20 protein-coding genes are annotated in these 22,024 nt (G+C 68.7%); 11 read left to right on the forward strand and 9 right to left on the reverse strand.

From position 1 onward, the window contains the following. Window position 1 precedes the first annotated feature (1 nt). Window positions 2–1,096, forward strand: coding sequence for a LysR family transcriptional regulator (locus AC3EF3_RS16740; RefSeq protein WP_488533277.1), 1,095 nt, complete (start codon window positions 2–4; stop codon window positions 1,094–1,096). A 126-nt stretch (window positions 1,097–1,222) separates the two neighbouring features. On the opposite strand, the gene AC3EF3_RS16745 is transcribed toward AC3EF3_RS16740, so the two are convergent. Genes AC3EF3_RS16745 through gcl form a run of 4 tightly spaced genes read right to left on the reverse strand, consistent with a single transcriptional unit; the run spans window position 1,223 to window position 5,994 of the window. Then, entirely contained in the window at window positions 1,223–2,452 is a 1,230-nt protein-coding gene (locus tag AC3EF3_RS16745) for a glycerate kinase type-2 family protein (protein ID WP_488533816.1), read from the reverse strand. Between the two features lie 32 nt (window positions 2,453–2,484). Beyond that, window positions 2,485–3,387, reverse strand: coding sequence for a 2-hydroxy-3-oxopropionate reductase (gene glxR, locus AC3EF3_RS16750; RefSeq protein ID WP_488533278.1), 903 nt, complete (start codon window positions 3,385–3,387; stop codon window positions 2,485–2,487). Beyond that, window positions 3,384–4,181 carry a hydroxypyruvate isomerase gene (gene hyi / locus AC3EF3_RS16755; RefSeq protein WP_488533279.1) on the reverse strand — a complete coding sequence of 266 codons (798 nt, stop codon included), beginning with the start codon at window positions 4,179–4,181 and terminating at the stop codon, window positions 3,384–3,386. The genes glxR and hyi overlap by 4 nt, the downstream gene beginning before the upstream one ends. Before the next feature lie 22 nt (window positions 4,182–4,203). Continuing rightward, window positions 4,204–5,994 carry a glyoxylate carboligase gene (gcl, locus tag AC3EF3_RS16760; protein ID WP_488533280.1) on the reverse strand — a complete coding sequence of 597 codons (1,791 nt, stop codon included), beginning with the start codon at window positions 5,992–5,994 and terminating at the stop codon, window positions 4,204–4,206. Window positions 5,995–6,231: 237 nt separating this feature from the next. Between gcl and AC3EF3_RS16765 the strand changes: the two genes are divergently transcribed. From AC3EF3_RS16765 to oxlT (AC3EF3_RS16775), 3 genes are read left to right on the forward strand one after another with little or no spacing between them, the layout of a single operon-like run. After that, on the forward strand, window positions 6,232–7,401 hold the full coding sequence (locus AC3EF3_RS16765) for an HPP family protein (protein WP_488533281.1): 1,170 nt from the start codon (window positions 6,232–6,234) through the stop codon (window positions 7,399–7,401). A 56-nt stretch (window positions 7,402–7,457) separates the two neighbouring features. Further along, window positions 7,458–8,978, forward strand: coding sequence for a sensor histidine kinase (locus tag AC3EF3_RS16770; RefSeq protein WP_488533282.1), 1,521 nt, complete (start codon window positions 7,458–7,460; stop codon window positions 8,976–8,978). A gap of 53 nt (window positions 8,979–9,031) precedes the next feature. Further along, window positions 9,032–10,321, forward strand: a complete 1,290-nt coding sequence (oxlT, locus tag AC3EF3_RS16775) for an oxalate/formate MFS antiporter (protein ID WP_488533817.1) — start codon at window positions 9,032–9,034, stop codon at window positions 10,319–10,321. Window positions 10,322–10,655: 334 nt separating this feature from the next. Here oxlT (AC3EF3_RS16775) and AC3EF3_RS16780 read toward each other — a convergent pair whose 3' ends face one another. Continuing rightward, window positions 10,656–10,982: a hypothetical protein gene (locus tag AC3EF3_RS16780; protein WP_488533283.1), complete on the reverse strand. Its 327-nt coding sequence runs from the start codon at window positions 10,980–10,982 to the stop codon at window positions 10,656–10,658. Between the two features lie 143 nt (window positions 10,983–11,125). On the opposite strand from AC3EF3_RS16780, the gene AC3EF3_RS16785 reads away from it, so the two are divergent. The 3 genes from AC3EF3_RS16785 to AC3EF3_RS16795 are packed head-to-tail and all read left to right on the forward strand — an operon-like array spanning window position 11,126 to window position 13,838. After that, window positions 11,126–11,782 carry a glutathione S-transferase family protein gene (locus tag AC3EF3_RS16785; RefSeq protein WP_488533284.1) on the forward strand — a complete coding sequence of 219 codons (657 nt, stop codon included), beginning with the start codon at window positions 11,126–11,128 and terminating at the stop codon, window positions 11,780–11,782. A gap of 41 nt (window positions 11,783–11,823) precedes the next feature. After that, window positions 11,824–12,594, forward strand: coding sequence for a YecA/YgfB family protein (locus tag AC3EF3_RS16790; protein WP_488533285.1), 771 nt, complete (start codon window positions 11,824–11,826; stop codon window positions 12,592–12,594). After that, window positions 12,591–13,838 (forward strand): BaiN/RdsA family NAD(P)/FAD-dependent oxidoreductase, encoded by a 1,248-nt coding sequence (locus AC3EF3_RS16795; RefSeq protein WP_488533286.1) that lies wholly within the window; start codon window positions 12,591–12,593, stop codon window positions 13,836–13,838. Before AC3EF3_RS16790 ends, AC3EF3_RS16795 begins: the two co-directional genes overlap by 4 nt. Here AC3EF3_RS16795 and AC3EF3_RS16800 read toward each other — a convergent pair. Continuing rightward, window positions 13,831–14,181, reverse strand: coding sequence for an FKBP-type peptidyl-prolyl cis-trans isomerase (locus AC3EF3_RS16800; protein WP_488533287.1), 351 nt, complete (start codon window positions 14,179–14,181; stop codon window positions 13,831–13,833). The two genes, AC3EF3_RS16795 and AC3EF3_RS16800, sit on opposite strands and share 8 nt — an antisense overlap. Before the next feature lie 121 nt (window positions 14,182–14,302). On the opposite strand from AC3EF3_RS16800, the gene AC3EF3_RS16805 reads away from it, so the two are divergent. After that, window positions 14,303–15,223 carry a recombination-associated protein RdgC gene (locus AC3EF3_RS16805; RefSeq protein ID WP_488533288.1) on the forward strand — a complete coding sequence of 307 codons (921 nt, stop codon included), beginning with the start codon at window positions 14,303–14,305 and terminating at the stop codon, window positions 15,221–15,223. Window positions 15,224–15,232: 9 nt separating this feature from the next. Here the strand turns inward: AC3EF3_RS16805 and AC3EF3_RS16810 are convergent, their stop codons facing one another. After that, entirely contained in the window at window positions 15,233–15,928 is a 696-nt protein-coding gene (locus tag AC3EF3_RS16810; RefSeq protein ID WP_488533289.1) for a response regulator, read from the reverse strand. 56 nt (window positions 15,929–15,984) lie between these two features. Then, a complete protein-coding gene (locus tag AC3EF3_RS16815) occupies window positions 15,985–16,611 on the reverse strand; it encodes a Crp/Fnr family transcriptional regulator (RefSeq protein WP_488533290.1) in 627 nt (208 codons plus the stop codon). A gap of 224 nt (window positions 16,612–16,835) precedes the next feature. On the opposite strand from AC3EF3_RS16815, the gene oxlT (AC3EF3_RS16820) reads away from it, so the two are divergent. Beyond that, a complete protein-coding gene (oxlT, locus tag AC3EF3_RS16820; RefSeq protein ID WP_488533291.1) occupies window positions 16,836–18,176 on the forward strand; it encodes an oxalate/formate MFS antiporter in 1,341 nt (446 codons plus the stop codon). 17 nt (window positions 18,177–18,193) lie between these two features. Here oxlT (AC3EF3_RS16820) and AC3EF3_RS16825 read toward each other — a convergent pair whose 3' ends face one another. Further along, window positions 18,194–18,802, reverse strand: a complete 609-nt coding sequence (locus AC3EF3_RS16825; protein WP_488533292.1) for a Crp/Fnr family transcriptional regulator — start codon at window positions 18,800–18,802, stop codon at window positions 18,194–18,196. Between the two features lie 138 nt (window positions 18,803–18,940). Between AC3EF3_RS16825 and oxc the strand changes: the two genes are divergently transcribed. Together oxc and frc are read left to right on the forward strand one after the other, a co-directional pair. Then, window positions 18,941–20,701: an oxalyl-CoA decarboxylase gene (oxc, locus tag AC3EF3_RS16830; RefSeq protein WP_488533293.1), complete on the forward strand. Its 1,761-nt coding sequence runs from the start codon at window positions 18,941–18,943 to the stop codon at window positions 20,699–20,701. A gap of 29 nt (window positions 20,702–20,730) precedes the next feature. Then, entirely contained in the window at window positions 20,731–21,999 is a 1,269-nt protein-coding gene (gene frc, locus AC3EF3_RS16835; protein WP_488533294.1) for a formyl-CoA transferase, read from the forward strand. Window positions 22,000–22,024 lie beyond the last annotated feature (25 nt).

The raw sequence follows: 22,024 nt of genomic DNA on the forward strand, positions 1-22,024 counted from the left end.
CGTGAAGCACGCGACGCTGCGCCAGCTCAAGGTGTTCGAGGCCGTGGCCCGGCACCTGAGTTTCTCGCGCGCGGCCGAAGAGCTTCATCTCACGCAGCCCGCCGTTTCCACGCAGATCGCCAAGCTCGAGGAGCACGCGGGCAACGCCCTGTTCGAGCAGTTCGGCAAGAAGATCTATCTCACCGCCGCGGGCACCGAGCTGCTGGAGATCAGCCGCGGCATCATCCAGCAGTTCGAGCAGGCCGAGATCGCGATGGCCCAGTTCAAGGGCGTGCGCGGCGGGCGGCTCAACGTGGGCGTGATCAGCGCCGGCGACTACTTCCTGCCGGGCCTGCTGGTCGACTTCATCGGCCGGCACACGGGCGTGACGCTCAACTTCACGGTGCACAACCGCGAGGAGCTGCTGGCGCACATCGAGCAGAACCTGACGGACCTCGCGATCATGGTGCGCCCGCCGTCGGACCTGGACACGCGCAACGAGCCATTCGCGCCGCACCCTTATGTGATCGTCGCCCCGCCCTCGCACCCGATGGTGAAGCGGCGCGACATCCCGGCGGCCGAAGTCATGCGCCAGCCCTTCGTCGTGCGCGAGCGCGGCTCCGACACCTGGCGATCGATGCGCGAGGCGTTCGGGGGCGACCTCACGAACCTCAACGTCGCGATGGAGATCCGCAGCACGGAGACGATCAAGCAGGCGGTGATCGCGGGCTTCGGCCTGACTTTCCTGTCGGCCCACACGGTGAGCCGGGAGCTGCAATCGGGCCAGCTGCGCGTGCTGGACGTGCAGGGCTTTCCGCTGCAGCTGCACTGGTACGTGGTGCACCGGCGCACCAAGCGCCTGCCGCCGGTGGCGCAGGCGTTCAAGAACTTCCTGCTCAGCGAGGGAGCGGCGCTGATCGCGCAGGCCGTGCCCTGGGAGCCGGCCGGGCTGCCCTCGCCTGCCTTGCCCTCAGTGGAAGGCTTGCAGTACGGCCCGCTTGTGGGCGCGCTGGCGCCGCATGTCGCGGAACGCCCGCCAGAAAATGACGACGGGCATGGCCGAGACGAGCTCGCTCCAGGCCACGGACCGGTGGTCGCACGCGCCAAGCGCGGCTAGCGACTGCTCTCTGATGACGGCTGCGTTCATGCTTGCTTTCCTCTTTGTGCTCAACTGACATTGAGTATAGGGTAAACCCTAGGAGGAAATTGATGCTCTGCAGGCATCAGGTGTTTTGCGTAAGGGTTAGGTGATCAGCACCGCCCGGAAGTCGTTGACGTTGGTGAGCGTCGGCCCGGTGACCACGGAGGCTCCCAAGGCCTGGAAGAAGCCGTGCCCGTCGTTGTTCTCGAGACAGTCGCGGGGCTTGATCCCGAGCGCGGCGGCGCGGGCAGGAGTTGCAGGCCCGATCCACGCGCCGGCGATCTCCTCGGCACCGTCGACACCATCGGTGTCGCCGGCCAGCGCGTAGACGCGCGAATGGCCTTCGAGACCCAGCAGCATCGACAGCAGGCACTCGACGTTGCGCCCGCCGCGCCCCTGGCCACGCACGGTCACCGTCGTCTCGCCGCCGGACAGCAGCACGCAGGGCGTTTGGAAAGGCTGGCCACGCTCGGCCACCTGGCGCGCGATACCGGCGAGCACCGTCCCGACGTGGCGTGCCTCGCCTTCGAGTGAGTCGCCGAGGATGTGAGCGCCATACCCCGCCTCGCGCGCGACCTGGGCCGCGGCTTCCAGCGCCATCTGCGGCGCCGCGACCAGGCGGAACTCCGCCCCTTCGAGGCGCGGATCGCCGGGCTTGACCGTTTCGCCGCGGCCGCTTTCCAGCACCTCGCGCAGCGCCGGCGCCAGTTCGATCCCGTAGCGGCGGACGATCGCCAGCGCATCCTCGCAGGTGCTCGCGTCCTCGACGGTCGGGCCCGAGGCGATGTCCGCCGGCCGGTCGCCGGGCACGTCGGAGATCGCGAGCGTGAGCACACGCGCCGGATGGCAGGCCGCCGCCAGGCGCCCGCCCTTGATGGCCGACAGGTGCCGCCTCACGCAGTTCATCTCGGAGATCGTCGCGCCGCAGGCCAGCAGCGCGCGGTTGAGCGCCTGCTTGTCCTCGAGCGTGATGCCCTCGAGCGGCAACGGCATCAGCGCCGAGCCGCCGCCCGAGATCAGGCACAACACGAGGTCGTCGGGACGCAGGTCGCGCACCAGCGCGAGCATGCGCTGGGCGGCCGCAAGGCCTGCCGCATCGGGCACCGGATGCGAAGCCTCGACGATCTCGATGCGCTCGCAGGGCACGCCGTAGCCGTAGCGCGTGATGACCAGGCCCGACAGCGGCCCCGGCCAGTGGCGCTCCACGGCGCGTGCCATCGCGGCCGAAGCCTTGCCCGCGCCGATCACGATCATGCGGCCGCGCGGCGGCGGCGGCAGGTGCGGCGGCAGGCAATGCCCGGGCTGGGCGGACTCAACCGCCGCGTCGAACATGCGACGCAGCAGTTCGGGCGGCGCGATGTCGTTCAATCCAGCGTCTGCCCGATCTCGAAATTGGCCAGCGTCTCGAGCGCGCGCACCATCGCCGAGTGGTCCCAGCCCTTGCCGCCGTGCGCGACGCACGAGTTGAACAGCTCCTGCGCGGTGGCGGTATTGGGCAACGACACGCCCAACGCCTTGGCGCTCTGCAGCGCGAGGTTCAGGTCCTTCTGGTGCAGCTCGATGCGGAAGCCCGGCTCGAAGGTGCGCTTGACCATGCGGTCGCCGTGCACCTCGAGGATCTTCGAGGACGCGAAGCCGCCCATGAGCGCCTGGCGGACCTTGGCCGCATCGGCGCCGGCGCGCGAAGCGAACAGCAGCGCCTCACCGACGGCCTCGATCGTGAGCGCGACGATGATCTGGTTCGCGACCTTCGCGGTCTGCCCGTCGCCGTTGCCGCCGACCAGCGTGATGTTCTTGCCCATCAGCTCGAAGAGCGGGCGCACGCGATCGAACACCGCCTGCTCGCCGCCGACCATGATCGACAGCGTCGCGTTCTTCGCGCCCACTTCGCCGCCCGAGACCGGCGCGTCGAGGTAGTCGCAGCCGCGATCGCGGATCTGGCGCGCGAAGTCCTTGGTGGCGATGGGCGAGATCGAGCTCATGTCGACCACGACCTTGCCCCGTGACAGGCCCGCGGCCACGCCGTTCTCGGAGAACAGCGCGCGTTCCACATCCGGCGTGTCGGGCACCATCAGGAAGATGATGTCCGCCCGTTCGGCGACACCGCGCGCGCTGGTGCACTGCGTGGCCCGGCTCTCGGCGATGGATGCCGGCATCTTGCCGAGCGTGTACACGAAGAGCTGGTGGCCGGCGGCCAGGAGATGGCCCGCCATGGGCGTGCCCATGATGCCCAGGCCCACGAAGCCGAGCTTGAGAGGTTCCGTCATGCCGATGTCCTTTCTTGAATGATGTGGGGCTTGAGCCAGCCGAGGCCGTCCTCGGTGCGCGCGGCGGGCTTGTATTCGCAGCCGATCCAGCCGTCGTAGCCGAGGGCATCGATGCGGCGGAACAGGAAGTCGTAATTGATCTCGCCGGTGCCGGGCTCGTTGCGGCCCGGGTTGTCCGCGATCTGCAGGTGCGCGATGCGCGGCAGGTGCCGGGCGATCGTCGCGGCGAGTTCGCCTTCGGTGCGCTGCGCGTGGTAGATGTCGTACTGCAGGAAGGCGTTGTCGGCATCGACTTCGTCCAGCAGCGCGAGCGCGTCGTCGGTGCGGCTGACGAAGAACCCGGGAATGTCGTAGGTGTTGATCGGCTCGACCAGCAGCTTGAGGCCCGCTTTCTTCAGTTCGATCGCGGCGTAGCGCAGGTTGGCGACCAGCGTGCGCCGGGCGGCCGAGCGGTCCACGGCCACGGGCGCCTTGCCCACCAGGCAATTGAGCTGGCCCACGCCCAGGGCGCCGGCGTACTCGATCGCGCGGGCGACGCCCGAATGGAACTCCTGGACGCGGTCGGGATGGCACGCGATGCCGCGCTCGCCCGCGTCCCAGTTGCCCGCGGGCAGGTTGTGCAGGACCAGCTTCAGGCCGTTGCCCGAAAGGCGGCTGCGGATCTCCTGCGCCGGGAACGGGTACGGAAAGAGGAACTCCACCGCGTCGAAGCCCGCGCGCGCGGCGGCTTCGAAGCGGTCGAGGAACGGCACCTCGTTGAACAGCATCGTGAGGTTGGCGGCAAAGCGCGGCATGCGTGTCTCCAGGGGAAGCGGATCAGTCCAGCAGGCCGGCCATCTCCAGGCCTTGCAGGCCCTGGGGGTGGCGGCAGTCGAGGTCCTCGAACTCGGTGACCTTGTCGATCTCGACGCCCATCGCGATGTTGGTGACCTTCTCCAGCATCACTTCCACGACGACGGGCACGCTGTGCTCGCGTGCGAGCGACTGCGCGCGGCGCAATGCGTCCTGCAGCTTGCCGGGGTCGGTGACGCGCAGCGCCTTGCAGCCCAGGCCCTCGACCACCTTGAGGTGGTCGACGCCGTAGCCTTGCAGCGCGGGATCGGCGACGTTCTGGTTCTCGAAGCCGAGCTGCACGCAATAGTCCATGTCGAAATTGCGCTGCGCCTGGCGGATGAGGCCCAGGTAGCTGTTGTTCACCAGCACCTGCACGTAAGGCAGGCGGAACTGCGCGCCGGCGGCGAGCTCTTCGATCATGAACTGGAAGTCGTAGTCGCCCGACAGGCCGACCACCGTGCGGCTCGGGTCGGACGCGACCACGCCCAGCGCGGCGGGCACGGTCCAGCCGAGCGGGCCGGCCTGGCCGCAGTTGATCCACTGGCGCGGGCCGTACACGTGCAGGAACTGCGCACCGGCGATCTGCGACAGGCCGATGGTGGAGACGTACACCGTGTCGCGCGGGAAGACGGCGTTCATCTCCTGGTACACGCGCTGCGGCTTGATCGGCACGTTGTCGAAGTCGGTGCGACGGTGCATCAGGCGCTTGCGCTCGCCGCAGCGGTTCACCCACTCGGCGTAATCGGGCAGCTTGCCCTTGGCCTTGCGTTCGCGCGCCACCTGCACCAGCAATTCGAGCGCGGCCTTCGCATCCGACACGATGCCGTAGTCGGGCATGAACACGCGGCCGATCTGCGTCGGCTCGATGTCGATGTGCACGAACTTGCGGCCCCTGGTGTAGGTCTCCACGGAACCGGTGTGGCGGTTGGCCCAGCGGTTGCCGATGCCGATCACGAAATCGCTGGCCAGCATCGTGGCATTGCCGTAGCGGTGCGAGGTCTGCAGGCCGCACATGCCCGCCATCAGCGGGTGGTCGTCGGGGATCGTGCCCCAGCCCATGAGCGTGGGGATCACCGGCACGTTCAGCGTCTCGGCGAGTTCCACCAGCAGCTTCGAGGCATCGGCGTTGATGATGCCGCCGCCCGCCACGATCAGCGGCTTGCGCGAGGCGCACAGCATGTCGATCGCCTTCTCGGCCTGCGCGCGGGTCGCGGCGGGCTTGTAGACCGGCAGCGGCTCGTACGTGTCGATGTCGAATTCGATCTCCGCCATCTGCACGTCGAACGGCAGGTCGATCAGCACCGGGCCGGGGCGGCCCGAGCGCATCAGGTGGAACGCCTGCTGGAAGGCGCGTGGCACCAGCGCCGGCTCGCGCACGGTGACGGCCCACTTGGTGACGGGCTTGGCGATCGACTCGATGTCCACCGCCTGGAAGTCTTCCTTGTACAGGCGGGCACGCGGCGCCTGCCCGGTGATGCACAGGATGGGAATGGAATCGGCGCCCGCCGAATACAGGCCCGTGATCATGTCGGTGCCCGCGGGACCCGACGTGCCGATGCACACGCCGATGTTGCCCGCGCGGGCCCGCGTGTAGCCCTCGGCCATGTGCGAAGCGCCTTCGACGTGGCGCGCCAGCACGTGGGCGATCGACTGGCGCTCGCGCAGCGCGGCGTACAGCGGATTGATCGCGGCGCCCGGGACACCGAAGGCCTGCGTCACGCCTTCCTTTTCCATCACCAGCACCGCGGCCATGATGGCCTTCATCTTTGCCATTGCTTGATCTCCTGCGGCCGCAAGTCGGGCCGAGGCGCGAATGCTCGGGGACGACGCCGTCCCGCGACGTTGACTGCGGTCAAGACTTGGAAAAACGGCTGCGGCCGAGAAGAAATGTGGCGCGCGATTTTTCGAAACTTGACTGCGGTCAATGGCTCGTCGTCGCACTGCACGCGATAGTCCCGCGCACCCCGGATCACCGCACCCCGGATCACAGCAGTACCGCGAACAAGAAGCATGAGACCAGCAGCAGCAGCAGCCGCGCGAATCGACCGCGACGCCGTCGCCCTCACCGCGTCCGCCGGCTGGCGCCACTGGTTGCCCGCGCCGGTGGCGGTCGATGGCCGAGAGCGCCTGCGCGCCGCATTCGGCGCCTTGCTGGGGCTGCTCGCCACCGGACTGATCGCCTATGCGTTGCTGCCGGCCGGCAGCACGTCGCCCTGGCTCGTCGCGCCGATCGGCGCCAGCGCAGTGCTGGTGTTCTGCGCGCCGGCCAGCCCCTTCGCCCACCCCTGGGCGGTGATCGGCGGCAACACGCTCTCGGCACTCGCCGGCGTAGCTTGCGTTGCGCTGCTCGGCCACGGGCCCCTGGCCGCCGCCTTCGCGGTAGGCCTGGCGATCAGCGTGATGTTCGCACTGCGCTGCCTGCACCCGCCGGGCGGCGCCTGCGCGCTGCTGGTGGCGCTGGGCGCGATCGGCGATCCGCATTTCGCGCTGCATCCGGTGCTGTTCGACTCGATCCTGCTGGTGGCCGCCGGTGTCGCCTACAACCGCACGACCGGCCGCCCCTATCCACCGCGCCCGGCCGCGACGGCGTCGACGGTGGTCGCGGGGCGCCGCTCGTTCACCGACGCCGACCTCGATGCCGTGCTTGCGCGGCACAACCAGGTGCTGGACGTCAGCCGCGAGGAATTGCACGAACTGCTCGAGCAGGCGCAGATCCAGGCCTGGCGCCGCCGCGCCGGCCAGATGCGCTGCGGCGACGTGATGTCGACCGAGCCGCTCGCGGTGAATTACGGCACGCCTTTGCAGGAAGCCTGGGCTCTGTTGCGCCGCCATCGCGTGAAGGCGCTGCCGGTGCTGGACCGCGCGCGCCGTATCGTGGGCATCGTGACGCTGGCCGATTTCATGCGCGAGGCCGGCGTCGACCGGCAGCCCCAATGGTCGCGCCGGCTGCGCGAGTGGCTGCGCCCCACGCCCACCTGCCACACCGACAAGCCCGAAGCGGTGGGCCAGATCATGACCCGCCAGGTGCGCGTCGTGAGCGCCGATCGCCCCATCGGCGAGTTGCTGCCGCTGTTCGCCAGCACCGGGCACCACCACGTGCCGGTGATCGACGCCGAGCAGCGCCTGGTCGGCATCATCACCCAGTCGGACGTGGTGCGGGCCCTCGCGCGGCTCGACTAGCCGCCGGTTTGTCCCAATAGACAGCGCCTGCAGGGCAGGCAAGATCGGCGTGGAAGATGTTTCGTTACTTTCGCGCCCTCGATCCCGCCCGCAGCCTGGCGACCGCCTTCGCCTGGTTCACCGTGGCGCTGTCGCTGATGATCGCCCTCGCCCTCGTCTCGGTGAGCGATTACGCGGCCAACAGCATGCTGGGGCAGCGCGATGCGCTGATGAAACGCTACGCCGCCCAGTTCGCCGCGCAGCTTGAAAACGCGCTCGCCGCGCAGGCCGGTGCGCCGGGGGCCAGGCCCGCGCTGCCGCCGCCCGAGCGGCTCGCCGCGCTGGCCGCCGCCGCACGCGAGCGCGCCAAGCCCGATGCCAGCGCGCGCCTGGTGCTGGTCGATGAGCGCGACGAGGTCGTGTTCGCGCATCCTTCCGCGCCCGTGCACACGCGCCTGCCCACGATCCTGCGGGGCGTGACGGTCCTGCCCTCGGACGACGGCCCGCGCATGGTCGTGGTCGCCGCGCCGCGCGAGGCAACGCCACTGCTGGCCAAGCTCGGCCTGCAGGTGGCGGCCGTGCAGCCGTCCGAAGAGCGCGGCCATGGCGGCGGCAGCCTGCAGGAAAAACTCACCGCGATCTCGGTCCTGCTGAGCGTCACGGCGGCGCTGATCGGTGCCGCCTTCGCCCGCCGGCTCACGCGGCGGCTGGGCGAGCTCACGTCGCAGGTGCAGCGTGTCGCGCGGCAGGAAGCGGACGGCATCGTCGCACCGGAGGGCCGGGACGAGGTCGCGATGCTGGGCCGCGCGTTCAGTCGCCTGCTGCAGGCGCTCAAGCGCGAGCACGACGACCTCGACCAGCTGACGCAGGAACTGGAGGAGCGGGTGCAGGCGCGCACGCGCGACGTCGAGCGCCTCGCTGCGGACAACCGCTACGCAGCCGTCGTGCGCGAGCGGCTGAGGCTCGCGCGCGACCTGCACGACACGCTGGCGCACTCGATGATGGAGATGCTGGTCCAGGTGCGCACCCTGCGTGTGCTGCACGAGCACGACCCGCGCAGGCTCGGCGCCGAGTTGGCGCGCGCGGAGGAGCTCGCCCGCCAGGGCCTGAAGGAAGCGCGCGAGGCCGTCAGCCACATGCGGCTGAACGCGGTGCGCGACCTCGGACTGGGACCCGCGCTCGCCGGTGCCGTGAACCGCTTCGCCGAGCGCACGGGCCTGGAGGTCTGCTACACGTCGGACCCGCAGGCGGCCAGCTTCGCCGACGCTCGCGCCGAGACCTTGTTCCGCATCGCCGAGGAGTCGCTGCGCAACATCGACCGGCACGCGCAGGCCCACTCGGTCGCCGTGACCCTCAAGGACCTTGGCGACGGCACCATCGAGCTGGCGATCACCGACGACGGGGTGGGTTTCGATCCGAGCGCGCCGCAGCCCGGCCACTACGGCGTGCTCGGCATCCGCGAGCAGGCCGAGCTGATCGACGCGCAACTCGAGCTGCGCAGCGCGCCCGGCGCCGGGGCCAAGGTGCAGGTGCGCGTGCGCGTCGGCCCCGAGATGCGCGCCGCCGGTGCCGGACCGGGCGACGCCCCAACGAGTTGAACGCCATGAACGACAACAACGGAGACAAACCCCTCGCGCGCCGCAGCGGCGCGATGCTCGCGCCCTGGTCCGACGACGCCGAGGACGAATCGCCGCCCGGCCCGCTGTTCCGCTGGGTGCAGCTGGCCATGGCGATGGTCTGCATGGGGACCATCGCGAACCTGCAGTACGGCTGGACGCTGTTCGTCGATCCGCTGGCCGACCGGTTCGGCTGGAGCTACGCGGCGATCCAGGCGGCCTTCGCGGTGTTCGTCGTCGCGCAGACCTGCTCCGTGCCGGTGATCGGCTACCTTGTGGACCACTACGGCCCGCGCCCGGTGGTGCTGGGCGGCGGCCTGCTGTGCGCGGTCGGCTGGGTGATGAACGCCTTCGTCGATTCGCTGCCGCTGCTCTATGCGGCGGCAGCGATCACCGGCATTGGCGCCGGCGCCGTGTACGGCACCTGCGTCGGCGCCGCGCTGAAGTGGTTCCCGTACAAGCGCGGGCTCGCGGTGGGGCTTGTCGTCGCGAGCTTCGGCGCGGGCTCGGCGATCACCGTCGTGCCGATCTCGCTGGTGATCGCCTCGCGCGGCTACGAGGCGGCCTTCCTCTACTTCGGGCTCGGGCAGGGCTTGCTGGTCATCGCGCTCGCGCTCGGCTTCGAAGACCCGAACAAATTGCTCGAGCGAATCCCGCTGCCGCCGCGCCCGCCGCACCTGCGCCAGTCGCAGCGCGACTACACACCGGCGCAGGCGCTGCACACGCCGGTGTTCTGGGTCATGTACATCATCTTCGTGATGGTCGCCGCCGGCGGCCTCGTCGCCACCGCGCAGCTCGCCCTGATCGCGCGCGACCTCGGCATCCACGACGTGCCGGTGCAGCTGGCGGGCCTCGTGCTGCCGGCGCTCACCTTCGCTCTGGCCCTCGACCGAGTGCTCAACGGCGTCACGCGCCTGTTCTTCGGCTGGGTCTCCGATCACATCGGCCGCGAGGAGACGATGCTGATCGCGTTCATGCTCGAGGGCATCGTGATCCTGGCGATGTCGGAGCTCGGCGCGCATGCGCTGGGCTTCGTGCTGCTCACCGGCGCGCTGTATTTCGCCTGGGGCGAGATCTACAGCCTGTTCCCCTCCACCTGCGCCGACACCTTCGGCTCGAAGTTCGCCGCGGCCAACGCGGGCCTGCTCTACACGGCCAAGGGCGTGGCGGCGATCGCCGTGCCGATCTCCAGCGCCGTGGTCTGGGCCACGCGCGACTGGCATGCGGTGTTCCTGACGGCCGGCGCGATGAACATCGCGGCGGCCCTGCTCGCGTGGTTCGTGCTCAGGCCGATGCGGCAGCGCCTGCTGGAGACGGCCGGATAGGGGACGGCCCAGGGCTCGGCCTGCCGAGGCAGACCGAGCAGCCTCTCGCGCTTTTCCCCTTCCGTTCAGTAGCCGCCGCTGGGACTGGAGCTCGTCCTGTCGGAGGTATCGCTCTTCGCGGATTTGCCGGTCGCCTGGCAACCCGCTGCCAGGACAGCGACGAGAGCGAGAGCGAGCAGAGACATCCTGCGCCAAACAAATCGTGAGCTCATGTGCTTTCCTTTCCCTAGACGTTGGACAGCGCGTCAGCGCCCGCGAGGATGAACACAAGGACGATGGCGTTTATTCCCGGCCGGTGGCCTGAGCTACAGCTCGCGGTACGGCCTCTGAGCGCTCAGTCCCAGTCGTGATCGAAGCGGTCGTGCCAGCGGTGCCAGCGCCGCCATTCCTCACGCCGCCATTGCTCACGGCGCCAGGCGCGCTGTTCATACACGTAGCGAGGCTCCACGTACACGGGTGCCGGCTCGACATACACCGGGCCCGGCTGCACGTACACCGGTTCAGGCGCGACATACGCGGGCGTCCGCGGGTAGTACACGGGCGCTGGCACGCCGACAGAGAGGACGACGTCGGTGCGTGCGTGCGCGGCTTGGGCCAGGCCTACGCTGCCCAGCAAGACAGCGGCCACTGCGATGGCCTTGGAGCGGATCGAACGGTTCATGGAGCGCTCTCCTTGGGTTGACATGCCCGCATGGTGCGCGGAACACCATGAACGAACGCTGAATCGAACGCGAAGTCAGCGTGTCGAAACCGACGCTCGTCGTTCGTCGTCCAGACAAGCCTTCACCCACCAGGAGCCGAACGATGACCGTCATCATTACCGCATTCGAACGCTCGCCGGACGGCGGCAAAGGGCTGGCGCGCGATACGCGCGTGCGCTGGGCACTGGAGGAGGTGGGCCAGCCTTATGAAGTCCGGCTGGTTTCGTTCCGGGCGATGAAGGAGCCGGCGCACCTGGCCCTTCATCCCTTTGGCCAGATCCCCACCTACGAGGAAGGCGACCTCACCCTGTTCGAGACGGGCGCGATCGTGCTGCACATCGCGCAAGGCCATGCGGGCCTGTTGCCGAACGATGCCAACGCGCGCGCGCGTGCGGTCACGTGGATGTTTGCCGCGGTGAACACGGTGGAGCCGCCGATCCTCGAACTGGCGACGGCGAGGCTCTTCGAGAGCGACAAGCCCTGGCACGCCGACCGCCTGCCCCTGGTGGAAGACCGCGTTCGCGCCCGGCTGGAACAGCTTTCCGCGCGGCTGGGCGATGCCCACTGGCTCGATGGCGCATTCAGCGCGGGCGACCTGATGATGGTGTCCGTACTGCTCAGGCTGCGTTCTTCGGGCATGCTCGACCAGTTTCCGCGCCTGGCCGCCTATGTCGCGCGCGGCGAGGCGCGACCTGCGTACCGGCGGGCATTCGCCGCCCAGCTGGCGGTCAACACTGGCAAGCTGCAGGGCGGCACCTGACGGCTGCACACCGATAATCCGCCGTTTCGCCCGAAGTGCCCGTGACCCATTCGACCGCGCCCCATCCCGGCCCCCTGACGCCGGAGGATTTCGATCTTCTCGATGCCGAGCTCGACCTCCTGCGCGAGCAGGACGACGAGATTCCGCAATGGGAGTTCTGCGAGGGCTTTCTCGCCGCGCTCGTCTGCATGCGGCGCGAGGTGCCGCCCGAGGAGTACTGGCCCGTGCTGCTCGGAGAGGGCTTCCAGGAGATGGCCCACATGGAGTTCGTGTGGCGCTGGCGCCGCCGCCGCGACGAGATCGCCCGTGCGCTGGACGAACCGGTCGAATTGCCGGAAGACGAGCAAGCCACCTACCACCCGGAAGCGCTGGACACACTGGGCGCGATCCTGGCGCTGCCCTCGGAAGAGCGCGAGGAGGGTGATACCGAGAACCTGCCGGCTTACGCGCAGGTGTGGGCGCTGGGGTTCATGTACGCGGTGGAGAGCTGGCCGGAGGAGTGGCTGCCGCCGCGCGATCGGGATGCAGCAGCGATCCTGGACGCGGCGCTCGAAGACGTCGTTGCGCTGACGGAAGCCGATGGCGGCCGGCCCGCCGTGTCGATGTACCGTGAAGACGGGCCGCCGAGCGTGAGCCAGGAGCGCCTCGACGCTCTCGGCGCCGCCATCGGGGCCGTGTACGACCTGCGCCAGCTGTGGCGCAGCATCGGGCCGCGCGTCGACCCGGTCCGCAAGGCCGCGGAGCCGGGCCGCAACGATCCCTGTCCCTGTGGCAGCGGCAAGAAATACAAGAAGTGCCACGGCGCCGGATGACCGCGCTTTCCACTCCCTTGCGCGCCGCGGTGATCGGCGGCGGGCCGGCGGGCTTGATGGCCGCGGAGGTGCTGGCCCAGGAAGGCGTCGCCGTCGACCTGTTCGACGCGATGCCTTCCGTGGGCCGCAAGTTCCTGCTCGCCGGGCGCGGCGGCCTGAATCTCACTCACTCGGAGGCTTCCGAACCTTTCCTGGCCCGTTACGGGGATCGCAGCGCCGAACTGCGCAGCGCGATCTCCGCCTTCGGCGGCGAGGAGGTCCGGCGCTGGGCGGCCGCCCTGGGCGTCGAGACTTTCGTGGGGACGTCCGGGCGCGTGTTCCCGGTGGACATGAAGGCTGCGCCGCTGCTGCGCGCGTGGCTGCACCGGTTGCGCGCCGCTGGCGTGCGGCTGCACACGCGCCACCGCTGGAAGGGATGGGGATCCTCCACGGGTGAGCTCATCTTCGATACGCCGGCGGGGGACGCGGTCCATGCCGCGGATGCCACCGTCCTGGCCTTGGGCGGAGCCAGCTGGCCGCGCCTCGGCTCCGACGGCACGTGGGTGTCGCTCCTTGCGGCGCGCGGTGTGCCCATCGAGCCGCTGCAGCCTGCCAACTGCGGCTTCGACGTGGGCTGGAGCGAGCACCTGCGCCAGCGGTATGCCGGCCAGCCCGTCAAGCCGGTCGCCGCGCGCATGGCTGGCCAGCGGCCGCAGGACAGCCAGCAGGGCGAGTTCGTGGTGACGCAGACCGGCATCGAAGGCAGCCTGGTGTATGCCTTTGCTGCGCGACTGCGCGATGAGATCGCGAAGCATAGCAGCGCCACCTGGATCATGGACCTCCTGCCGCAACACAGCCCGGACCAGGTGCTGGCGGAAACCCGCCGTCCGCGCGGCTCGCGCAGCCTGTCCACGCACCTCAAGAGCCGCCTGGGCATTGCCGGCGTCAAGATGGCGTTGCTGCACGAAGTGCTCTCGCCCGGGCAGCTCAATGATCCCGAGCGGCTGGCAGCCGCGCTGAAGGCGCTGCCGCTGACACTGGCTCGACCCCGGCCGCTCGAAGAGGCCATCAGCACGGCCGGTGGCGTGCGCCTGGCCGCGCTGGATGCCGGTGGCATGCTGCGCGACCTGCCCGGCGTGTTCTGCTGCGGCGAGATGCTCGACTGGGAGGCGCCGACCGGGGGCTACCTGCTCACGGCGTGTTTCGCCACGGGCCGGCTCGCAGGGCAAGGCGCGGCCCGGTGGTTGCGACTCGCGCTCAACTGACGGCCAGAAGCTCCACGTCGAACTTCAGCGTCGCGTTCGGCGGGATCACGCCGCCTGCGCCGCGCGCACCATAGCCGAGTTGCGGCGGGATGATCAGCGTCCGCTTGCCACCGACCTTCATGCCGGCCACGCCCTCGTCCCAGCCGCGGATGACCATGCCGGCGCCCAGGGGAAACTCGAAGGGGTCGTTGCGGTCCCGGCTGGAGTCGAACTTCGCGCCTGGCGCGCCGTTCTCGTACAGCCAGCCGGTGTAGTGCACGCGCACCTTTTTGCCGGGGCCGGCCTGAGGGCCGCTGCCCACCAGTTCGTCTTCGTACTGGAGGCCGGATGGGTTCTGGTTCATGTCGATTCCTTTCACCGGCAGTGTACGGGCGGGCAATTGCAACCGCTTGCAGCATGGCGCGACAAGCGCTTCGCACAAGCGACAATGCGAGCCCTTTTCCTTTCACTCCCGCATCACCCGCATGCCGCTTTTCAAGAACATCGTGGTCTACCGCATCGGTGCCGGCTGGACGCCGCCGCCCCTGGAGCTGTTCGAGGCGGAATTGCAGCGTCTCGCGTTCCAGCCCTGCACACCGACACAGGAGCGATCGGCGGGCTGGGTGTCACCACGCGGTGAGGACCATGGCACGATGGTGGAAAGCGTCGCAGGCCAGTGGATCCTGAAGCTCGCCGTCGAACGCAAGAACGTGCCGGCCGGCGCCGTGCGCGCGGAGCTGGAGGCGCGCTGCAAGGCGATCGAGGCCGAGCGCGGCCGCAAGCCCGGACGCAAGGAGAAGTCCGAGATCAAGGACGAGATCGTCCTCACGTTCCTGCCGCGCGCCTTCAGCAAGAGGAGCTCGCACATGCTGTGGCTGGATGTGGCCAACCGGTCGCTCGTCGTCGCTGCAGGCAGCGCCAAGGCGGCCGAACCGGTGATCAAGCAGCTCGTCGACGTGATGGCCGACCTGAAGCATGTGCTGCCGCTCGCTCCCGTTTCGACGTCGGTCGCACCGGCCACCGCGATGGCCGAATGGCTCGCGACGCGGCAGCCGCCCGACGGCTTCACGATCGACCGCGACCTGGAGCTGCGCAATTCGGGCGAGGACAAATCGGTGGTGCGTTACGCGCGTCACAGCCTGGAGCTGGACGAGATCGGGCAGCACATTGAGCAGGGCAAGCTGCCGGTGCAGCTCGCGTTGACGTGGAACGAGCGGGTGTCCTTCGTGCTCACCGAGCAGCTGGCAATCCGCAAGATCGACATCCGCGGTGCCCAGGACGCCCCCAGGGGCGAAGACGGCTTCGATGCCGACGCCGCGATCGCGACGGGCGAGCTGTCGGGGCTGTTGCCTCAGCTGCTCGCGTCACTCGGCGGCGAGGCCGGGGGCGCTGCACACGCCGAGTGAGGTCTGCGGTCACTCCACCCGCCGCTGCCGCAGCGCGATCACGGCCAGCTCCGTGCGGCTGCCCGCGTGCAGCTTCTCCATGATGCGGCTGACGTAGTTCTTCACCGTGCCTTCGGCGAGGAACAGCATGGTGCCGATCTGCTTGTTGCTCTTGCCCTCGGCAATGAGCTGCAGCACCTTGCTCTCCTTCTCGGTCAGTGACGCGGTTTCGTCCTCGGGGTGTTCCGGCCGGACCGTCGGCGGCGGCGCGGTGTCCTGGATGCGGCGGAATTCGTCGAGCACCTTGCGCGCGATCTGCGGCGTGAGGTGCGATTCGCCGCGGTGCACGGCACGCACGGTGTCCACCACCTCGCGCTCGGTGGCGTCCTTCAGCAGGTAGGCCATTGCGCCGGCGCGCACGGCGTCGAAGACCGACTGCTCGGCCTCCATCGTCGTGAGCACGAGCACGCGCGTCTGCGGCAGCGTCGCGGTGATCTCGCGCGTGGCGCCGACGCCGCCCTTGCGCGGCATGTGCAGGTCCATCAGCACGACGTCCGGGCGCAGGCGCTTGGCCTGCTCGATCGCCTCGATGCCGTCGCCGGCCTCGCCGACGACTTCCATGTCGGGCTCCATCGACAGCATCAGCGCGAGCCCGCGCCGCACCAGCTGCTGGTCGTCGACGACCAGCAGCCGGATGCGGTTGGGAGCGGCGCGTTCGGCGGGCATGGGCACACTATACGGCGCCCCAGCGAGCGCATCGCTGGCGGGCAGCAGGTCGGACGTCATGCCGCCTGCAATCCCAGGCGCTGGCGCCGTGTCAGCCGGCACAGCGTCTCGGCCGCCAGGTTGAGGTGCGAAGCCACATCCTTCTGCGGCAGGCGCTCGAGCAATTCGGGATGGCGGTCGGAGAACTGCAGCACGCGGCTGGGCGCATCGAGCAGCAGCAGGGCCACGGCGTGGTCGACAATGGAGGCGCCGAGCAGCACCAGGCGCTCGTGGAACAGGCGGCGCACGGCCGGACGGTGCTCGATGAACGCTGCCCATTGCGCCATCGGCAGCGACACGACGACGGACCGCTTGGCGCACACGATCGCGAAGCCCGAACCGGATTGCTGGCGCCAGGCGTCGTAGCAGGTCTCGATGTCGCGCTCGCCGGCGAAGTGCAGCGTCATCTCGCGCCCTTCGGCGCTGGTGACCACGCGCTTCACCAGCCCTTCGATGACGAAGAAGTGGCGCAGGTCGCGGCTGCCCTGGTCCAGCAGGCGCTCGCCGCGATTGCCTTCCTGCACCGACAGCAGTGCGGCCAGTTCGGCGTGCGCCTCATCGTCGAGCCCGGCCAGCAGCGGGTGCGACTTCAGCTGCAGCTGGATGGTGTTGCGAAGCGGGTGGTGCGCGAGCGGGCTGTTCATGCCATAGACTGTAGGGACGCCCTGCGCGGGGATCCGCTGAGGAAGGTCATCGCCTGCGTGCCCCGTCGGTCACGAAACCGTCATGACGAAAGTCATGCCCGATCCCCGGGAAAACCGCAATGAGCCCGTGGCCAAAAAATTGACTCGCGTCAAGAGGATTTTTCGCCGCCGATCCGACAGTGCTCCGGCCGCATGCCCTACTTTTTCGGCACAGGAGACACCCCATGAGTAATTCAACTTACCCTTCTTCAGGCGCAAAAGCGCAACCCAGTTCGCTGTTCCGATGGGGACAGCTGATTTTCGGAATCATCTGCATGGCGATGATCGCCAACCTGCAGTACGGCTGGACGCTCTTCGTCAACCCCATTTCCGACAAGTTCGGCTGGACCCGCGCCGCCATCCAGGTGGCCTTCACGATCTTCGTGCTCACCGAGACCTGGCTCGTGCCGATCGAGGGCTACCTGGTCGACAAGTTCGGCCCGCGCCCCGTGGTGCTCGGCGGCGGCCTGCTGTGCGGCATCGGCTGGGTGCTGAACTCGTACGCCGACACGCTCACGATGCTGTACGTCGCCGCCGCGATCAGCGGTGTCGGCGCCGGCGCGGTGTACGGCACCTGCGTGGGTAACGCGCTGAAGTGGTTCCCGGACCGCCGCGGCCTCGCCGCGGGCCTGACGGCCGCGGGCTTCGGCGCGGGCTCGGCCCTCACGATCCTGCCGATCACGATGATGATCAAGTCGGCCGGCTACCAGGCGGCGTTCTTCAACTTCGGTATCGGCCAGGGCCTCGTCGTGATCGTGCTGGCCCTGCTGCTCGCCGACCCGAACAAGTACGCGAAGCCGCAGGCCGCCGCGGCCGGCAAGCACCTGCAGCAATCGCGCCGCGACTACGCGCCCTCCGAAGTGCTGCGCCAGCCCGTGTTCTGGGTCATGTACCTGATGTTCGTGATGGTGGCGGCCGGCGGCCTGATGGCCACCGCGCAGCTCGCGCCCATCGCCAAGGACTTCAAGATCATGGACGTGCCGGTGAACATCATGGGCCTGGTGCTGCCGGCGCTGACGTTCGCGCTCGCCATCGACCGCGTGCTCAACGGCCTGACCCGCCCGTTCTTCGGCTGGGTGTCCGACCGCATCGGCCGCGAGCTGACGATGTTCATCGCCTTCGCCATCGAAGCCGTCGGCATCCTCGCGCTCTACAACTTCGGCTCGAACCCGGTCGCCTTCGTGGTCCTCACCGGCATGGTGTTCTTCGCCTGGGGCGAGATCTATAGCCTGTTCCCGTCCACCTGCGCCGACACCTTCGGCTCGAAGTTCGCCGCCTCCAACGCCGGCATGCTGTACACCGCCAAGGGCACCGCGTCGCTGCTGGTGCCGCTCTCCAGCGTGCTCGTCGCCGCGACCGGCAGCTGGCATGCGGTGTTCGTGGTGGCCAGCATCATGAACGGCGCCGCCGCCCTGCTCGCCTGGTTCGTGCTGCGTCCGATGCGCCGCAACCTGGCCGGCAGGTCCACCCTCGTGGAAGGCGAATCGCTCGCCGTGCGCCAGGGCATGGTGCCCTCGGCCGAGTAAGCCGGTTCAGGCCCGCGTCAGATCTTGCCTTTCTGCCGAAGCCTGCTCAGGGTTTCGGGAGTCAGGTTCAGGAATGACGCGAGCTGCTTCTGCGGGATGCGATCGACCAGGTCCGGGTGCTTGCGCACGAAGCGATGCACCCGGCCCGGCGCATCCAGCAGGTGCAGCGTGATCGTGTGCGCCATGATCTCGCTCATTCCCCGCATCACCGAATACTCGAACGCCGCCTTCGCCTGCGGACGTGATTCGAGAAACGCTGCCCATTCGCGCAGCGGCATTCGCGCCACGCGCGTCTTCGTCACGCACACGATGCCGTAGGGCGTCGGGGTGCCCAGCCGCCACGCGGCGTAGCTCGTTTCCATCTCCCGCTCGTTCGCGAAGCGCAGGATCATCTCCTTGCCTTCCTTGTTCGCGACCACGCGCTTCAGGATGCCGTCGATGATGAAGTACTGCTCCATCTCGCGCACGCCCTGGTACAGCAGGAAGTCGCCCTTGTTGCCGTCGAAGATGGACAGGTGCGTCTCGAGCTCCGCGCGGTCCTCGTCGTTCAGCACGCCCAGGATCTCGTTCTGCTTCAACTGCAGTCGGATCACGTTGCGTTCGGGATGGCTCGCCAGGGACGTCATGGAATCCGGTTTTCTCGAAACTTGACCGCGGTCAACGGAGGAACGGGGACCCACGAATCATAGTCCGCTGCACGCCGAAGGGTCTTGAGCCCATGCGGCGGGAAACCCCTGAAGACGAATCGCTGCACAAGGAAACCCATGTCGTCTGTCCTCGACACACCACCGGCCACGAGCCACCGTGAAACGCCCGCCGACACGCGCGAGCTCACCGACGGCTTCCATCTCGTGATCGATGCCCTCAAGTTGAACGGCATCGAAACCATCTACGGCCTGCCCGGCATCCCGATCACCGACCTCACCCGCATGATGCAGGGCGCGGGCATGCGCGTGATCTCGTTCCGCCACGAGCAGAACGCGGGCAACGCCGCCGCGATCGCAGGCTTCCTCACGGGCAAGCCGGGCATCTGCCTGACGGTGTCGGCACCGGGCTTCCTCAACGGCCTCACGGCGCTCGCGAACGCGACGACCAACTGCTTCCCGATGATCCTGATCTCCGGCTCCTCCGAGCGCGAGATCGTCGACCTGCAGCAGGGCGACTACGAGGAGATGGACCAGCTCGCGATCGCCAAGCCGCTGTGCAAGGCCGCCTTCCGCGTGCTGCACGCCGAGGACATCGGCGTGGGCATCGCGCGTGCGATCCGCGCCGCCGTGTCGGGCCGCCCCGGTGGCGTGTACCTCGACCTGCCGGCCAAGCTGTTCGCGCAGACGATGGACGCCGAAGCCGGCAAGAAGTCGCTGATCAAGGTGGTCGATCCGGCACCGAAGCAGATCCCCGCGCCTGACGCCGTCCAGCGCGCCATCGACCTGCTCAAGGGCGCGAAGCGTCCGCTGATCCTGCTGGGCAAGGGCGCCGCCTATGCGCGCGCCGACGACGCGATCCGCACGCTGGTCGAGAAGAGCGGCATCCCCTACCTGCCGATGTCGATGGCCAAGGGCCTGCTGCCCGACACGCACCCGCAGTCGGCCGCCGCGACGCGCTCCTACGCGCTCGCCGAGGCCGACGTCGTGCTGCTGGTCGGCGCGCGCCTGAACTGGCTGCTGTCGCACGGCAAGGGCAAGACCTGGGGCGCCGAGAAGGGCGCGAAGAAGTTCATCCAGATCGACATCTCGCCCACCGAGATCGACAGCAACGTCGCGATCGCCGCGCCGGTGATCGGCGACATCGGCTCCTGCGTGGCCGCACTCAACGCCGCGATGGGCTCGAACTGGCCCAAGGCGCCCGCCGACTGGACCGCCGCCATCGCCGAGCGCAAGGACAAGAACATGTCCAAGATGGCCGCGCAGCTCGCCGCGCGTCCGACGCCGATGAACTTCCACAGCGCGCTCAGCGTGATCCGCGACATCGTCAAGGCGAACCCGGATGCGATGTTCGTCAACGAAGGCGCCAACACGCTCGACTTCGCCCGCTCGATCGTCGACATGTACAAGCCGCGCAAGCGCGTGGACGTCGGCACCTGGGGCGTGATGGGCATCGGCATGGGCTTCGCCGTCGCCGCCGCCGTCGAGACGGGCCAGCGCGTGATCGCCGTCGAGGGCGACAGCGCATTCGGCTTCTCCGGCATGGAAGTGGAGACGATCTGCCGCTACGACCTGCCGGTCTGCATCGTCGTCTTCAACAACAACGGCGTGTACCGCGGCACCGACAAGAACCTCGGCGGCGGCAAGGACGTCGCGCCCACCGTGTTCGTCAAGGGTTCGCGCTACGACAAGCTGATGGAAGCCTTCGGCGGCGTCGGCGTCAACGCCGTCACGGCCGACGAGCTGCAGAAGGCCATGGAGGCCGCCATCGCCTCGGGCAAGCCGACGCTGATCAACGCCGTCATCGACGAAGCGGCCGGCACCGAGAGCGGCCGCATCGCCAGCCTGAACCCGCAAAGTGCCGTGAGCAAGAAGCAATAACCCGTTTTCCGTTTTCTAGGAGATTCACCATGACCAAACCTCTCGCAGGCGTCAAGATCATCGACTTCACGCACGTGCAGGCCGGCCCCGCGTGCACCCAGCTGCTGGCCTGGTTCGGCGCCGACGTCATCAAGGTCGAGCGCCCGGGCTCCGGCGACGTCACGCGCAGCCAGCTGCGCGACATCCCCGACGCCGACGCGCTGTACTTCACGATGCTCAACAGCAACAAGCGCTCGCTGACGCTGGACACCAAGACGCCCGACGGCAAGAAGGTGCTCGAGAAGCTGATCAAGGAGTCCGACGTGATGGTCGAGAACTTCGGCCCCGGCGCGCTCGATCGCATGGGCTTCACGTGGGAGCGCATCCAGCAGCTCAACCCCGGCATGATCCTGGCCTCGGTCAAGGGCTTCAGCGAAGGCCACCACTACGAGGACCTGAAGGTCTACGAGAACGTCGCCCAGTGCGCCGGCGGCGCCGCCTCGACCACCGGCTGGTGGAAGGGCGAGAACTCCGAGCCCACGATCTCCGCGGCCGCGCTCGGTGACTCCAATACCGGCATGCACCTGGCCATCGGCATCCTCACGGCCTACATCGGCCGCCAGAAGACCGGCAAGGGCCAGAAGGTCGCCGTCTCGATGCAGGACGCCGTGCTGAACCTGTGCCGCGTGAAGATGCGCGACCAGCAGCGCCTGGAGAAGGTCGGCTACCTCGAAGAGTACCCCCAGTACCCGCACGAGATGGACGCGTTCAAGGACAAGGTCACCCCGCGCGGCGGCAATGCCGGCGGCGGCGGCCAGCCGGGCTGGATCCTGAAGTGCAAGGGCTGGGAGACCGACCCCAACGCGTACATCTACTTCACCGTGCAAGGCCACGCGTGGGAGCCGATCTGCGACGCGCTGGGCAAGCCCGAGTGGAAGACCGACCCGGCCTACACCACGGCCAAGGCGCGCCAGCCGCACATCAACGAGATCTTCGCGACCATCGAGGACTTCATCAAGGACAAGACCAAGTACGAAGCGGTGGACATCTTCCGCAAGTACGACATCCCGTGCGCCCCGGTGCTGTCGATGAAGGAACTGCTGCGCGACGAGTCGCTGCGCAAGAGCGGCTCGATCGTGGAAGTCGACCACCCGGTGCGCGGCAAGTACTGGACTATCGGCAGCCCGATCAAGTTCTCGGACCTCAAGCCGGAAGTCACCGCATCGCCCCTGCTGGGCCAGCACAGCGACGAAGTGCTCGCCGAACTGGGCTACACGAAGGACCAGATCGCGACCTTCCACGCCGTCGGCGTGATCTGATCGCACGCGGCATTCGCCGCATCGC

The sequence above is a fragment of the Ramlibacter sp. GS1-15 genome, from assembly GCF_057785015.1.